Origin of the sequence: Microbulbifer agarilyticus (genome assembly GCF_001999945.1) — a bacterium.
GTDB lineage: Bacteria > Pseudomonadota > Gammaproteobacteria > Pseudomonadales > Cellvibrionaceae > Microbulbifer > Microbulbifer agarilyticus_A.
In genome coordinates, this window is the sequence record NZ_CP019650.1 from 3,613,881 (window position 1) to 3,628,112 (window position 14,232).

Annotated in this window: 13 protein-coding genes; 3 read left to right on the plus strand and 10 right to left on the minus strand. The window is 57.3% G+C overall.

Annotation, left to right across the window (positions count from 1 at the left end):
* Positions 1-15: 15 nt before the first annotated feature.
* Positions 16-1,350 (plus strand): NAD(P)/FAD-dependent oxidoreductase, encoded by a 1,335-nt coding sequence (locus Mag101_RS15065; protein ID WP_077406824.1) that lies wholly within the window; start codon positions 16-18, stop codon positions 1,348-1,350.
* 75 nt (positions 1,351-1,425) lie between these two features.
* Complete coding sequence (locus tag Mag101_RS15070; protein ID WP_077406827.1) at positions 1,426-3,537, plus strand: TonB-dependent receptor; 2,112 nt, start codon at positions 1,426-1,428, stop codon at positions 3,535-3,537.
* A 24-nt stretch (positions 3,538-3,561) separates the two neighbouring features.
* Here Mag101_RS15070 and Mag101_RS15075 read toward each other — a convergent pair whose 3' ends face one another.
* Complete coding sequence (locus tag Mag101_RS15075) at positions 3,562-5,610, minus strand: hypothetical protein (RefSeq protein ID WP_077406830.1); 2,049 nt, start codon at positions 5,608-5,610, stop codon at positions 3,562-3,564.
* A gap of 248 nt (positions 5,611-5,858) precedes the next feature.
* Positions 5,859-6,335 (minus strand): hypothetical protein, encoded by a 477-nt coding sequence (locus Mag101_RS15080; protein ID WP_077406833.1) that lies wholly within the window; start codon positions 6,333-6,335, stop codon positions 5,859-5,861.
* Between the two features lie 738 nt (positions 6,336-7,073).
* Between Mag101_RS15080 and Mag101_RS15085 the strand changes: the two genes are divergently transcribed.
* Complete coding sequence (locus Mag101_RS15085) at positions 7,074-7,520, plus strand: CBS domain-containing protein (protein ID WP_232325046.1); 447 nt, start codon at positions 7,074-7,076, stop codon at positions 7,518-7,520.
* A 20-nt stretch (positions 7,521-7,540) separates the two neighbouring features.
* Here Mag101_RS15085 and Mag101_RS15090 read toward each other — a convergent pair whose 3' ends face one another.
* The 8 genes from Mag101_RS15090 to Mag101_RS15125 form a co-directional block, all read right to left on the minus strand.
* Complete coding sequence (locus tag Mag101_RS15090) at positions 7,541-9,469, minus strand: SLC13 family permease (protein ID WP_077406839.1); 1,929 nt, start codon at positions 9,467-9,469, stop codon at positions 7,541-7,543.
* 188 nt (positions 9,470-9,657) lie between these two features.
* Positions 9,658-10,590 (minus strand): SDR family oxidoreductase, encoded by a 933-nt coding sequence (locus Mag101_RS15095; RefSeq protein ID WP_077406842.1) that lies wholly within the window; start codon positions 10,588-10,590, stop codon positions 9,658-9,660.
* A 45-nt stretch (positions 10,591-10,635) separates the two neighbouring features.
* On the minus strand, positions 10,636-11,022 hold the full coding sequence (locus Mag101_RS15100; protein ID WP_077406845.1) for a VOC family protein: 387 nt from the start codon (positions 11,020-11,022) through the stop codon (positions 10,636-10,638).
* Positions 11,023-11,117: 95 nt separating this feature from the next.
* Positions 11,118-11,486, minus strand: coding sequence for a DUF2750 domain-containing protein (locus Mag101_RS15105; RefSeq protein WP_077406848.1), 369 nt, complete (start codon positions 11,484-11,486; stop codon positions 11,118-11,120).
* A 110-nt stretch (positions 11,487-11,596) separates the two neighbouring features.
* Complete coding sequence (locus Mag101_RS15110; RefSeq protein WP_077406851.1) at positions 11,597-12,301, minus strand: M48 family metallopeptidase; 705 nt, start codon at positions 12,299-12,301, stop codon at positions 11,597-11,599.
* 39 nt (positions 12,302-12,340) lie between these two features.
* Positions 12,341-12,772: a hotdog fold thioesterase gene (locus Mag101_RS15115; RefSeq protein WP_077406854.1), complete on the minus strand. Its 432-nt coding sequence runs from the start codon at positions 12,770-12,772 to the stop codon at positions 12,341-12,343.
* A 41-nt stretch (positions 12,773-12,813) separates the two neighbouring features.
* Positions 12,814-13,407 carry a DUF2799 domain-containing protein gene (locus Mag101_RS15120; RefSeq protein ID WP_077406857.1) on the minus strand — a complete coding sequence of 198 codons (594 nt, stop codon included), beginning with the start codon at positions 13,405-13,407 and terminating at the stop codon, positions 12,814-12,816.
* A 60-nt stretch (positions 13,408-13,467) separates the two neighbouring features.
* Positions 13,468-14,118 carry an MBL fold metallo-hydrolase gene (locus Mag101_RS15125; RefSeq protein ID WP_077406861.1) on the minus strand — a complete coding sequence of 217 codons (651 nt, stop codon included), beginning with the start codon at positions 14,116-14,118 and terminating at the stop codon, positions 13,468-13,470.
* Positions 14,119-14,232: the final 114 nt, after the last annotated feature.

The following is a 14,232-nucleotide window of genomic DNA, read 5'->3' on the forward strand; positions in this document are numbered from 1 at the left end:
ACAGGAAACTCTGTTATGAAAAAAATCGTCATTATTGGCGGCGGCGCCGGGGGACTACAGCTAGCCACCAGTCTTGGACGCCACTTCTCTTCACGTCGTTTTGGTCGCCGCAACAAATCGCCTGCGGCACAAATAACGCTGGTCGATAAAAACCGCACCCATATCTGGAAGCCACTGCTACACCAGGTCGCCACTGGTGCACTGGATTCAAGCCTCGACGCTCTCAATTATCAGGTTCACGGTCGCGCCCATGGCTACCAGTTTGAACTGGGCAGCCTGAAAGCACTCGATCGCAAAAACAAAACAGTGGAGCTGGCGGAAGTACACAACGCCGATGGCGCGCCACTGGTGCCAGCCCGCAAACTCGACTACGACTATCTGGTGATCGCCCTCGGTAGCCAGAGTAATGATTTCCATACCCCCGGTGTGCGCAAACACTGCCAGTTTCTCGACAGTGCCGAGCAGGCACAGAAATTTCACAGCCGCCTGCTCGATCAATTCCTGCTACTCGACAGTCAGGTGGAGAAGTCCGTGCATATCGCCATCGTCGGCGGCGGCGCCACCGGTGTGGAGCTGGCGGCGGAACTGGTGGATTCGGTACAGGAAATGGGTCACTACAGCCGCATCAAGAATGGCGACCTCAAGGTAACCCTGATTGAGGCCGGCCCGCACCTGTTGCCGGCGCTACCACCGCGCCTGGGTAACAGTTCGGAAAAGGAACTCACCAAAATTGGGGTGCGGGTGCTCACCGGTACCCAGGTTGCGGAAGCGACGAGCTCTGGTTTTGTGACAAAAGACGGTGAGGAAATTCCCGCTGCCATGCGCGTATGGGCTGCCGGCGTAAAAGCGCCGGACTTCCTGCAGCAACTGGACGAGCTAAAGCTAAACCGACAAAACCAGATCGAGGTTGAAGCCACCCTGCGCAGTGTCACCGACCCGGCGATCTTTGCACTGGGTGACTGCGCCGGCTGTATAGACGGCCACGGTGTAAAGGTGCCACCGCGGGCCCAGTCCGCACAACAGATGTCAAAGACCCTCAGTGATAACCTGATCCGGTTGGTGGAAGCCGATACCACTGGCGATACCGACAGCGAAGAAGTAGCCCTGCAACCGTTTGTTTACAAAGATCGCGGGTCACTGGTTTCCCTCTCAAAGTTCGATGCCGTCGGCAACCTGATGGGAGGGCTGGTGAAGGGCAGCCTCACCATTGAAGGCCGTCTGGCGGGTGTTGCCTACCGCTCCCTGTATCGCATGCATCTAGCGGCAATACACGGCTGGCCCAAAGCCATGCTTTTGTACATTATCGGCCAAGCTAACCGATTCGTAAGCCCGCGACTCAAGATGCACTAGTCCGCCTCTTTGCTGATCTCGTCGCTGCCGGTACCATGGCAGAAATCTCATCAGGTACCGGCGGCACGCGCAGCAATGACCACTTCCCCACCGACTGCATCAACCTTCACCAGCTCAACACTGATTGCCCTGTCCCTCGCAGTAGTAACGGGCTCCGCCCATTCCACTGCCGAAGAGCAAACCACGGGGCTCGAGCAGGTTTCCGTGACCGCTGCGCGGACTCCACAGCCACTGCTTTCACAGCCGGCTTCCGTCAGTATCGTGAACGGAGAATCACTCGCCGCAATCAGCGCGGTACACCCCAGCCAGGCCCTGTCCTCGGTACCGGGAGTGAATATCAATCGCGGCAACGGCCAGGAAAGCCTGATCGGCCTGCGCTCCCCGGTACTCACCGGCGCCGGTAGCTGCGGTGCTTTTGCCATAACCCAGGACGGTATTCCGGTGCGCGGCACCGGCTTTTGCAACGTCAACCAGCTGTTTGATACCCACTTCGAACAGGCCGGCCGTATCGAGGTATTGCGCGGCCCGGGCACGGTACTGTATGGCTCCGACGCGCAACACGGGGTGATCAACGTGCTGAGCGCGGCCCCGGCGCAGGGTAGCGAGTCCTCAATTGGTATCGAAGGCGGCGCCAACGACTATCAGCGCCTGAAGCTGACACACAGCCAGGGCGATGAGCAGGGTGGTACGCGTATCGACTTTACCGGTGCCCGCGACGGCGGCTACAAGGACGACTCCGGCTTTGACCAGCAAAAACTGCAACTGCGCAATGACCGAGAGTGGCAGGACTGGTCTATCTCTGCACTGCTCAATCTGAGTAACCTCAATCAGGAAACCGCCGGCTACGTGGTGGGTAAAGATGCCTACAAAGACGACGCGCGCAAACGGGAGAACCCCAACCCGGAAGCCTTTCGCGACAGCCAAGCGGCACGGGCACAGGTAAAAATGCAGCGCACGCTGAATAATGGCGATGAGCTACAGATCACGCCTTACGCACGCTACACCGACATGGCATTCCTGATGCACTTCCTGCCCGGCACTCCACTGGAGGAAAATGGCCAGAAAGGGCTCGGAGTACAGACCTCGCTGCGCCAGCAGATTGATCCGGCGCTGACACTGACCAGTGGTGTGGATCTCGAGTACACCGCGGGCTGGCTCAAGCAGACTCAGGAAGGCGGCTTCTCGGTATTTCCCGCTGGCAAGCACTATGACTATTCGGTATCCGCCGCGGTCGCGGCAATTTTTTCCCAGGCTGACTGGCAACTGGACGAGCGCACCACCGGCAGTATCGGCGCGCGCGGCGAATACCTGCGCTACGACTACGACAATCACATGATTGGCGGGGACACCCAGGACAACGGCGATATCTGTATCAGTGGATTTACCGGCGCCATTGGCTGCCGCTATTCCCGTCCTGACGATCGCGAAGATGACTTTGCCAATCTGTCACTAAACGCCAGCCTGACCCGGCAGCTGAGCGATCAGTTCAGCGGTATATTGCGCCTGGCAAGCGGCTTCCGCGCGCCACAGGCGACAGAGTTATACCGTCTGCAGAACGGCCAGACCCGCGCCGACCTGGATTCCGAATCCATCGACAGCCTGGAAGCCGGCATCCGCCACGCCGGAGAGACGCTGCGCTACAGCCTTACCGGGTTTTACATGGAAAAGTCGGACGTGGTGTTCCAGTCATCTGACCGGCTCAACCTGAGCGATGGCGAGAGCCGCCACTATGGGCTGGAATACGAACTGGATTGGCGCTTCAGTGAAACCTGGCAGCTGGCGGCCAGCGGCACCTTGGCCCGCCACCAGTACACCAGTGACCTGAGCGCGCCGGGGTCGGGCCCCATCGCCAGCGACGGCAACGACATCGATACCGCACCGCGCGCCATGCACAGTCTCAACCTGGCATGGCAGCCGGCCGACGCCACACAGGTCGCGCTGCAGTGGCAATACACCGGCGGCTACTTTACCGATATTGGAAACGCCCATCGCTACGGTGGTCACCAGCTATTGCACCTGCGCGCGCGGCAGGCGCTGAGTGACATTACATCGATTGGCTTGCGCATCGAAAACCTGGCGGATGTGGATTATGCGGCGCGCGCCGACTACTCCAGCCTGGGCGGTGGTGACCGCTACTTTATCGGCGAGCCACGCAGTGTTTACGCCGACGTAAAATTCCGCTTCTAACTGGATCAATAATCGCGGTGAGCTTCAGGGCCTGATCACCACAGGCCCGCCGCGGTTAATACCCGGCGCCTTCCAGGTTTCTTCCCAGAACAGTTTCCACTGCATCGGCCAACTGAGCCCGCAGCGCACCTCACCCTCGGCAAAGCGATAATCGATACACGGCACGTTGATTGCCGGGTTGCCCACCTCGGTAAATTGCGGCTGCCGGTAGCGATAGTGGTCGATTAAATAGCGCAGGCCGTCGTCGATTTCCCGATAACGGAAACGCAGCCGTGTGGGCGTGTTGGTCACGCCAGTAAAGCCCTCGCCCTCGCGATACCAGTCCACCAGCTGCCCGCGGGCGCCGTAGATACGGGTGGTGGTCAGCAGGCTCTGCTGTTCATCATTGCCATTGAAGGTCGCAATTTCGGTTTCACGCAGCTGGCCACGGGTGTTGTACCGATAATTAGTGACCGTGGTCGCCTCAGGGAATCCGTTGTCATCGTTGTCCAGATTCATTTCCACGCGCAGCAACAGGTCATCGATGGAATAGCGATAGGTGAAGGTACGACGGGATTCCACCACACCGTCGGCATCCAGATCGAAGGCCCAGCTTTCCTCGCGCAACCGCCCGCTGGTTTCATACAGAAATTCATAGGTGTTGATGCGGTCCACCTGGCCGTCGTCGTTATCGTCGAAACGCACCGTCTCGCGCAGCAAGCGGGCGCCCACACCGTACACATAGAGCACCTGCCGGCGCCGGTCGATAACGCCGTCCGCGCGGAATTCCACACCGTCGTCTTCGGTCTCTAACACCTCGAAGGGCTGTCCGAGATCGTTATAAAAATATTCGTAGCGCACACGGCGCTGCACCAGGCCGTCGGCATTCCGGTCCGATTCCTCGAGCCGCAAGCGCAGTAAGCCGTCATCGTTGTAGAGACTCTCTATCGCGAAAATTGCGTCGACTACGCCACTGACCGTGAAGTCCTGCTCAAACACATACAGGTCGAGATTACTGCCCTCGTCGTAGGCAAACACAAAGCGGCGCTGTTCCTCCGGCAGCACACGTCCATCCTGCTCGAGGATTTCAATCAAAAAACCTTCGTCGTTGTAGAAGCGCTCGGAGGTATAAAAGAAATTCACAATACCGTTCTCTTCGAGATCGGTTTCGCGTAACACAAATATCGCGCGCCCCAGGTCGTCGTAGGCGTATTCCAGGCGTTCGCGCCAGCGATCCAGTTCATCCGGGAACAGCGAATAGCGGATATCCCGCGGCAGCCCCAAGTCGTTATACCGCCACAGGATGCGCTGTTCGATGATATCGTCATCATTGAAGTCGCGGGTTTCATCGAACGGCACCAGCGTCGGGATCAAGATACCCAGGGCGTCATAGAGATATAACAGCGGCGCATCCAGCGGCAGCTGGTAGCGAATCTCGAACTGGCTTTTGATCGCCGGCAATGAATCGAGACCGCGGCGGAATGGGAAGGCGTAGAGGTCGAAATCGAAATTGACGCTGTAGCCGCGCAGATCCGTATTCCAATCGGTCAGGTCAATACCATTACTCGGGTCCCGATCCCGATCGAGGATCAAAAAGAACAGCATCATATTGGAGGCCAGGTCCAGCGCATCCACACGCTGGTGATCCTCCAGTGCCGCCCGGAATTCCCACTCCTCAGTAAACGGTTTCGTACCAGCGAGATTAAACGGGCTCATTCTGGGGCGGGCAAGCGCCGAACCGAGATCGACATCACCGAGGGAAAAGCGAATGCGCTCTCCCTGCCGATAGCGGAATCGACCCTTATCGTCGGTCAGGCCGGAGAAGCTCGGTGTTTCATAAAACAGGCCTTTGATATCACCGACAAAGGTTCCGGTTTTTTCCTCACCAGTATTCGAGGCATTTGCGTTGGTCGTAGTGGGCGTATTGGTGGCGCCGGTCGTGGTGGCGCGCGGTGCTTCACCGGGACGAGGGGCATTGTTGTTGTCGTTGTCGGAACGACACCCGGCAACACAAATGCAAAGAACTAAGGGGATTCCCGCGAGTAAAAACCAGCGGCGAAAATCGACACCCGGTAAAGCGAGCCTGAATGGCACTGGGCACTCCTTGTCGAACTACAACTTAAAAACTCCGTTCGCACCTGAAAAAGTATTGCCGATATCCCCTGTCGCGGCCGCTCGCGCTACGCAGTAAGACACCTATTGACGCAAAATGGCCGATATCCTTTGAGCTCACGATGAGCGCGCCGCCGCTTGAAACGAATTTACGTCAGACCAGCGATAAAAAAAGCCCCCGGCAGCGGCAGCTGGCGGGGGCTTTTTTTATTAGGGCGTGTAATGGAAAGTTAGATCTTCCAGGACTGCACCTTTTCCAGTCCATGCTCGGCAACCCACTGGTTCAACTGTTTCGGGTTGCGTTTTTTCTTCTCAATGGTGGCGTTGGTGTAGGGGTTGCGATAGTGACCGGTTTCCAGCTTCGGTTCTGCCGGCTTGTTCGTCGCAGGTTTGCGACCCGCGCGGCGCGGCGCGTCACCATCGCGCTTGAGGGAGCGGGCAACGCGTGCTTTCAGGGAGCGCACGTAGTCCGGAGCGTCTTCATTGTTGAGTTGGGCGACCAGCCAATCCACGATCATTTCGCCGCGCGCCGGGAAGAAGTCTTCTTCTTCCATATTGTATTCGGCAGCCAGGTTTACCAGCGCCTTATCAAAGGCGATGACGCCCTGTTTTTTGCGTTCGGCCTGAGCCATCTGCTCTTGCAGTTCCTCAATTTTGGCCTGGTGTGCAGCGATTTGTTGTTCGATCTGATCGTAATCTTGAAACATATATATAGAGCCTCGATATATATTGCGCGTAAACGCCTAAATAGCGTGTTTTATTTTGTACTGGTGTGCGGCAAGCCGCTTCGATTTGAAACATCAAATAACAAAGAGTACGAAATAACGGGATGATCCCCATATCCTTCGGTTGTATATTTCCCATTAACGCGGCGACATACCCTGCATGTGCAAATATCCAATCTTTGCATATACGCAAGGCTCACCAAATTGCAGTTGGTGTGTCACAGGTGTCACGGAGTTTCGGCGGTTTGGTCCAGCAAATACTGACAGCCAGACCCTCTCGAAATAGCGGCGATTAACCCAAACGAATTAGCACCCGAAAAGAATAACCGACTTGTGTCCAATTATTTACTTTGCCGGATTAAAATAACTAATCAGGTAAATAGCATTACTAAATCGCAAACCCGAACAACACAAAAGTAATACCGTTTTCTGATATTTCAAGCGTGCTTAGGAAATTATTCCCCCGCTGACTCTTCGTTAATGGCACCGTAAACAACCGACGGCACCTCAGCGAGGGCTGCGCATAATACTGCTTTGATATTCAATAGCCAACCATCGCCCGCTTATTTCGAAATCCTTTTTATATTCGTCGATATGATTATTGGAATATTAGCCAGAAGTCGCTAAACACTTCGCCCCCGCAATTGTCTCCAGACTGCCAAACCACTGTTCTATTCTTTTGCTGAGGATGAGGACTATCGTCACCAGGGGATCGAACACATGCGAAAAATACGGGATATCCACCATATGCCAACACTTGCGGCACTGATGACGCCCTTCCCCTATCACATCGATATCGACTCCCCCATCGAGGCAGCCGAGTCGCTGATGGAGGAACACCAGGTACATCACCTGCCGGTAACCCGCGATGGCGACCTGGAAACGATTATCTCCCGGGGCGATATTGACCGAGTCCAGTCGCCCGGTCACCGACTGGAAGAACAGCAACTCTATGTGCGCGACCTGTGCGCCCGCCGCCCGTATATCGCCGACATCCACGACCCGCTCGACAAAATTCTACTGGCCATGGCGGATACCGGTATCGGCTCGGTACTGGTGATGAAAGAAGGGGAACTGGCGGGCATTGTAACGGTGACCGATGCCCTGCGTTTCTGCAGTGAATACCTGGCGGACCTGACACAAAAGCCCGGTGACGACATCGCCTGAGTCATTTTTTATGTGGCTGCCTACAGCGGCCACACCCACAACAGAGTGGGCACCGCCACTAACAGCACCAGAATTTCCAGCGGCAAACCCATTGGCCAATAATCGCCAAACTTAAAACCACCTGGACTCAGAATCAGCGTATTGTTCTGATGCCCCACCGGGGTCAGGAACGCACACGATGCGCCTATCGCCACGGCCATCAAGAAACTGTCTGGGTTTACGTGCAGCTGCTCCGCCACACTGAGTGCGATGGCGCACATCACCGCTGCGGTAGCGGCATTGTTCATAAAGTCCGACAAGGTCATGGTGACCACCAGAATCAGCACCAGCGCATACAGCGGATTCTCCTGCGCCAGATTTTCCAGCATGGTTTTCGCCACCACATCCGCAGCGCCGGTGGTATCCATGACCTGCGCCACAGCAATTAACGCGCCAAGCAACACCACCACCGATCCATCCACCGCCTCGTAGGCATTGCGCAATGGCACCACTTTCAACGCCATAAATGCCAGCACACAGGTGGCAAAAGAAATGGCTGCGGGCATCAAGCCAAAGGCAGCGCCCGCCACCGCCAGCGCCATCGCCACCAGCGCCACATAGGCTTTTTCTTTGTTAGGCATACTGATGTCGCGTTGTGCGAGCGGTACACAGCGCTGCTCGTTGGCGAAGCGCGCCAGGTTTTCTTCACTGCCCATCATCAGCAGTGTGTCGCCGCTCATCAGTGGTGTGGAGCGTAGGCGTTTTACCGAGCGGCGCCCCTGACGAGACAGGGCCAGCAGGTTGGTTTCATAGCGACCGGCGAGGCGTAAATGTTCAGCACTGCGACCGATCAAATAGGAATCCGGCAGCACCACCAGCTCGCGCATTACCAGGTCATCCTGCTCTTTAGCGCGCTTATCGTCGCTGTCTTTCTTGGTTTCCTTCTTGCCTTCCTTGCCGTGCTCAGTCTCCTGCTCGCCTTCCGGTGTGTCACTGATTTCACCAGTATGGGTGTGCGTACCAGCACCATTAGACAATTCTGGTGCAGTGGAAACCGTGGCCTTGGCGGCCACATCCGATTGCGGGTCTGCACTCAAACTGAGGCCCAGACTGGAAAGCACGGAAGACAGCGACCCCGGCTCCGCTTCGATCAATAGCAGGTCGCCCGCACGCACCCTGAGGCCGGGCATGGCAGTGGATACCCGCGCATTGTTGTGCACCAGGCCAATCACCTGGGCATCGTCATCGCCAATCATTTTTACCAGCTCGGCGAGGGACTTACCGATGGCAGCACTCTTGTCCCCTACCAGCGCTTCGGTGAGGTAGGTGCCGGTATCGAAGGTACTTGCGCCCGCCTGGGTACGCGCCGGTACCAGCCGCCAACCGATCAGCGCAACGAACACAATACCCACCAGCGCCACCACCACCCCCACCGGGGTGAAGTCGAACATGCCATAGCCACCGGCACCGGTATTGGCGCGAAAGCCGGAAACAATCAGATTCGGAGGGGTGCCAATAAGGGTGGTCATGCCACCGAGAATGGTGCCAAAGGAAAGCGGCATCAGCACCTTGCCCGGCGGCAACTGATGGCGAACAGCGAGATCCGTGGCGACCGGCATCAGCAGCGCCATGGCACCGACATTGTTCATAAAGCCGGACATCGCTGCGCCCAGTGCTGTAAGCGCAGCGATGGCCATGGTGATGCCCCCGCGTTTGGGTACCACCTTTTGCGCCAGAGCATCCATCGCCCCGGTACTCTGCAGGCCGCGACTCAGAATCAACACACAGGCCACGGTGACCACCGCCGGATGACCAAACCCGGCAAAGGCATCTTCGGGCTCGATCAGCCCAGTGAACACACAGGCCAGTAGCGATGCCAACGCCACCATATCGTGACGCCACCGGCCCCAGATAAACAGGCCGATGGTAACGACAATGATGCCAAGAATGGTGATCTGGTCGAGGGCCATACAGGAAGAAGATTCCGCTTCTGATTCGGCCCGAGGAAAATCATTGGGCTATCCACAAACATAGTGGAAAAGCGCAACGTCTATAGAGAAACCAGCTAAAACGTAGGAAAAACCGACGGCAAACGCGTCTGACGTAGGTGTCTGAATAAAGCGTCTAAATAGCGCGCCTGAAGCAGACGCCCAGAGAGCTACTGATTAGAAAGCTGCAGTCGCTTCAAACCAAAGCGCTTGGAGAGAATACGGTCGCGCAACCAGCGAGGCAGCCAGCGGGCCATCCACGGCAACAGACGGCTCTTGTTGCCGATGCGCAATACGGAGGCCGGGCGTTTGCGCAACAGCTCTGCGGCCAGGCGCTTGGCCAGATCGCGCGCCAGGGTGGCATTTTGCTGGGATTCAACGGCGCGGGCGCGCACATGGTCTTCGCTGCGCTTGTACCAGGAGTCCGGCGCCAGCAATCCGCGCAGGGAGGTCTCTGCGTGACGGCCAAATTCAGAGGCGATAGCGCCGGGCTGCACCGTCACCACGCGGATACCAAACGGCTTCAATTCCAGGCGCAGTACATCGGACAGCGTGTGCAGAGCAGACTTGGACGCACAATAAGCGCCGGAGAATGGCGTGGCCAACACGCCAGAGACAGAGCCAATATTGCAAATCACCCCGCTGCGTTGCGACTTGAGTAGCGGCGCACAGGCCCGCGCCAGCGCCATGGGCGCAAACACATTGGTGTGGAACTGCGCTTCCAGCGTGCGGGTATCCAGCTCCATCAGCGGGCCCATCTGGCCGTAACCGGCATTGTTGACCAGGATATCCAGGCGACCGTAGGCGGTCTTGATGGCGTGCACTACACGGTTGATATCCGCCTGGCTGTTTACGTCGAGGGATTCCGTGGCGATTCCAAGGTCCGCCAATTCCAGCAGGCTTTCGGCGCGCCGCGCAGTGGCAATCACAATGGTGCCACGGGCGTGCAGGGCTAGCGCCAGCTCGCGGCCGATACCACTGGAGCAACCGGTAATCAGTGCCACCCGATCAGGCACCACGTAACCGCGACCGATCTGCGCCAGGCTCTCGGCGGCGAACCCTTGATCGGAAGGGCGGAAGCGGTTGGCGGGTAGCTTGCTCACGTGTACTGCTCCAATAGTGCGCTCTATCTCAGTTGGCTGCTGGTCTCAGTTGGACGATTCTTGGGACGGCTTAAAGTAGGGGTTTTGGATCAGGCCAAATACGTTACCGAACGGATCGAGGAAACTGGCCATCAAGATACCCTCCCCGACATCGACAATTTCCCCATGCAGGCGGGCCCCGAGTTCGTTCATGCGCTCAACCTGTGCGGCGATGTCCGTTACTCCCCAGTAAGCCACCACACCGTCCGCGCGGCTGATCACGTTGCGCGCGCTGGGGTCGAGCCCCAGCTCAAAGCCGCCGACATTGAAACCTACATAGCATTCCGCATCAAAATACGGCTCGGTCTCAAGCAGGGTGGTATACCAGGCCTTGGCTTCCTGCAGATCGGTAACGCCGTAAATAACACTCTGTACCCCAGAAAACTGACTCACCTAAGACCTCCCTCGGGCGATTTGTTTCCAGCGCTCTGGCGTCTCAAATGACAGTTGTCGCCGGCTTATTCTTGTTTGTTTTTTGGCCAAAAATGCTAGTGCAGCTCCTGCTCCAGCTGTTCGAGCAGGTCGAGGGGTTCGATTTCTTCCCCCTCCATATCGTCGTTCCAGTTGATACCCACCAACAGTACGTCCTGGTGCATACCTTCCAGCCAGTCGTCCATAAACTCTTCGAGATCAATGGGCACGACCTTGTAGTTGGACCAGTCATCGGCGATATGCGCTTCGGCATATTCCCGCTGGGACCAGAACGGCATTACATCGGTATCGGCGCGACGCTCCGATTCGCACAGGGCAAAGCCCTCTTCCCCTTCCAGCGCCCACACACAGCCCTGCTCTACCGCTTCTGGCAGAAAGCGGGCGCAGTTTTCCCCAAAGTCGTCTCCGAGAGGTTCCAATTCCATACCGGCTAGCCTTAAAAATGATGCTGGCAGTTTACGCCAGAATGGGGGGGATAAGTAGAAACTTACGCTGGGATACGATTCTTGTGCGATAGCACACTTACTGAACACGATTACAACTGCAAGCGATGCCCATTTTCCTTCAGCCAACGTCGCAACTGTTTGTAGTCAGGGCACAAGCTCGCCACCAAAGCCCAGAATTCGCGCCCATGATTGTGGTGCCGCAAATGACAAACTTCGTGGATCACCAGGTAATCCACCACCGGCTCCGGTGCCAGACATACCAGCCAGTTGTACTGGAGTTCGCCACGAATGGTGCAGTGCCCCCATTTGCTGCGCGTACGTCGCACCTTTACCGAAGCAAATTGCAGCCCGAGTTGGCCGGCAAACTGCTGAGATTTTTGCGTAAGTACCGCCAGCGCCTCGCGCTGATATAACTTCTGCAGCGCGGCTTGAACCTGCCCTTCATCGGGATCTTTTATGCGGCAATACAGCTGGATATAGCCATCGCGAATACCGGCATCCGCTGTGCAGGCCGCACGGTCCAGTTCCAGGGTTTTACCCAGCCAGGGAAACTGCGCACCAAACGCGAAATGATGTTCCGGCACCTGCGCCTGGCGATGCTCAAGGCCACGCAACTGCTCGCGCACCCAGGCGATATTGTCACGCAGGAACTGGTGACCATGGCGCTCGGCACAGCGCTGTGGAATCCGTACCTCCGGGCCTTTTTCCGTTACCACCAACCCCAAACGCTTGCGTCGCGGCGAGCGCGAAAGGCGGTAGGAAATTTCCTCAAAGGTAAACTGATCTCCGGTCACAGGAATTACTTAAAATTGAAATGCTTGGATAAGAAAAAACTAGCGCGCTGGAACCGGCACCACCGCCATGGTGATCCGAGAAATACAATTGAGCTTGCCGCGCGCATCGTGAATGCGGATTTCCCACACCTGACTGGTGCGGCCAATATGCACCGCTGTCGCCTTGCCGGTTACCTCACCGTCGACCACTGGGCGCAGGTGATTGGCATTGATCTCCTGGCCAACGCAGTAAAACTTTGTGGTATCCACCACCATATTTGCGGCCATGGAACCCAGGGTCTCCGCCAGGGCGACGCTGGCGCCGCCGTGCAGAATACCGAACGGCTGGCGGGTGCGCTCATCCACCGGCATGGTACCCACGATAAAGTCATCACCGAGTTCAGTAAGCTTCATTCCCAGGTAGGTCGGCATGCTGTTTTCCATGGATTGGTTCGCAGCATCCAGATCAATGTCGCCGTGCCAGATCGCCATATCATCACCTCTCGATATTTCTTCAATTACCGTGAGAAATATCAGTAAAACAGCAGTGGATTAAAAGCACCAAAGCCGCCAAAGAGCATCATCTCACCTTCCAGGTGCCGCATCTCCCGCCTCAGGCTGCGGCGCTGGCTGCGCAAGGCGCGAGCCTCCTCTTTCGTCTCCGCTTCTTCCAGAGCCCCTTCTACCCGGTATATCTCTCGCTCCACATCTTCGTAGCGATTCACCAGTGCATTGTACTGCTGCTCGGCCTGATACACCGCGAGGCCGCGCTCGTAGTTGGCGAGAAACAGATCCGCGGTGGGCCCGGTACACACGCCTTCATAGTCACGTCCGCGGCGCCCTACAACAAAACCATTTTCCGGGGTGCAGTATCTTTCCACGCCCTCTTCATGGCCGCGCATCCAGGCCGCAGTGTCGGTACGCACACCATACTCATGGCACTTCTGTGCAATTTTGTACACGGTGCCCTGGCTGCGGCCACGGGCACCATCTTCGAGCCCGCGCTCGTACCAAAGTCCCGCCTGACATTCGGATTCAGAAATTACCGCACAACCACTGCCGAGCAGAATCCACGCGGGCAAGGCAATTAGGGCGATTAGCTTCCAGCTTTTCATTGGGGTGGTCATAGGGGGTTCCGCCATTGATACCCAGCCATTCAACACCTTAATCGGTGAACCGGTGCTGAATCAGCCGAAACGTTTGTCGGCGACAAACGGGTTAGTCTGGCGCTCCTGACCAAATGTGGACATAGGCCCGTGACCGGGGATGAACTTCACCGCATCGCCCAGTGGCCAGAGCTTTTTGGTAATGGAGTCGATCAGGTCCTGATGATTGCTCATGGGGAAGTCGGTACGGCCGATGGAGCCGGCGAAGAGTACGTCGCCCACCAGCGCAAGGCCGCTGTCGCGGTGGAAGAAGATGACGTGTCCGGGGGTGTGGCCGGGGCAGTGCACGACTTCGAGCGCTTCGTCGGCGACGGTGACGGTGTCGCCATCCTTGAGCCAGCGATCTGGGGTAAAGGTCTCCACCGGCGGGAAGCCGTAGGCTTGGGCCTGGGCGACAATTTTTTCGATCCAGAACTGGTCGGCTTCCTGAGGGCCTTCAACGGGCAGCTCGAGCTGGCGCGACAGCGGAGCGGTGCCGCCGACGTGATCGAGGTGACCGTGGGTCAGGAGGATTTTTTCCAGTTTGAGTCCGCGCTCTTCAACGGCGGCGAGGATACGGTCGATGTCGCCACCCGGGTCAACCACGGCGGCGCGCTTGCTTTCGTCGCACCACAGCAGGGTACAGTTTTGCTGGAAGGGTGTGACGGGAACCGAGTGAAATTGCAGAGCCATGGGAGTACCTGTTTTATCTTCGGTGGCGAGTATAACGCCCAAGGTCTTATCCGGCTAAGTTGGCCCCGTGCACCCCGCTTTTAGCTCCGGGCGGTGGTGCTACCGGGTAGCCTC

Coding starts and splice junctions, on each gene's coding strand:
- Mag101_RS15120 (WP_077406857.1), bottom strand. CDS start 13,407: ATGACCACCCCAATGAAAAGCTGGAAGCTAATCGCCCTAATTGCCTTG.
- Mag101_RS15090 (WP_077406839.1), bottom strand. CDS start 9,469: ATGGCCCTCGACCAGATCACCATTCTTGGCATCATTGTCGTTACCATC.
- Mag101_RS15085 (WP_232325046.1), top strand. CDS start 7,074: ATGCGAAAAATACGGGATATCCACCATATGCCAACACTTGCGGCACTG.
- Mag101_RS15080 (WP_077406833.1), bottom strand. CDS start 6,335: ATGTTTCAAGATTACGATCAGATCGAACAACAAATCGCTGCACACCAG.
- Mag101_RS15125 (WP_077406861.1), bottom strand. CDS start 14,118: ATGGCTCTGCAATTTCACTCGGTTCCCGTCACACCCTTCCAGCAAAAC.
- Mag101_RS15070 (WP_077406827.1), top strand. CDS start 1,426: ATGACCACTTCCCCACCGACTGCATCAACCTTCACCAGCTCAACACTG.
- Mag101_RS15115 (WP_077406854.1), bottom strand. CDS start 12,772: ATGGCGATCTGGCACGGCGACATTGATCTGGATGCTGCGAACCAATCC.
- Mag101_RS15065 (WP_077406824.1), top strand. CDS start 16: ATGAAAAAAATCGTCATTATTGGCGGCGGCGCCGGGGGACTACAGCTA.
- Mag101_RS15105 (WP_077406848.1), bottom strand. CDS start 11,486: ATGGAATTGGAACCTCTCGGAGACGACTTTGGGGAAAACTGCGCCCGC.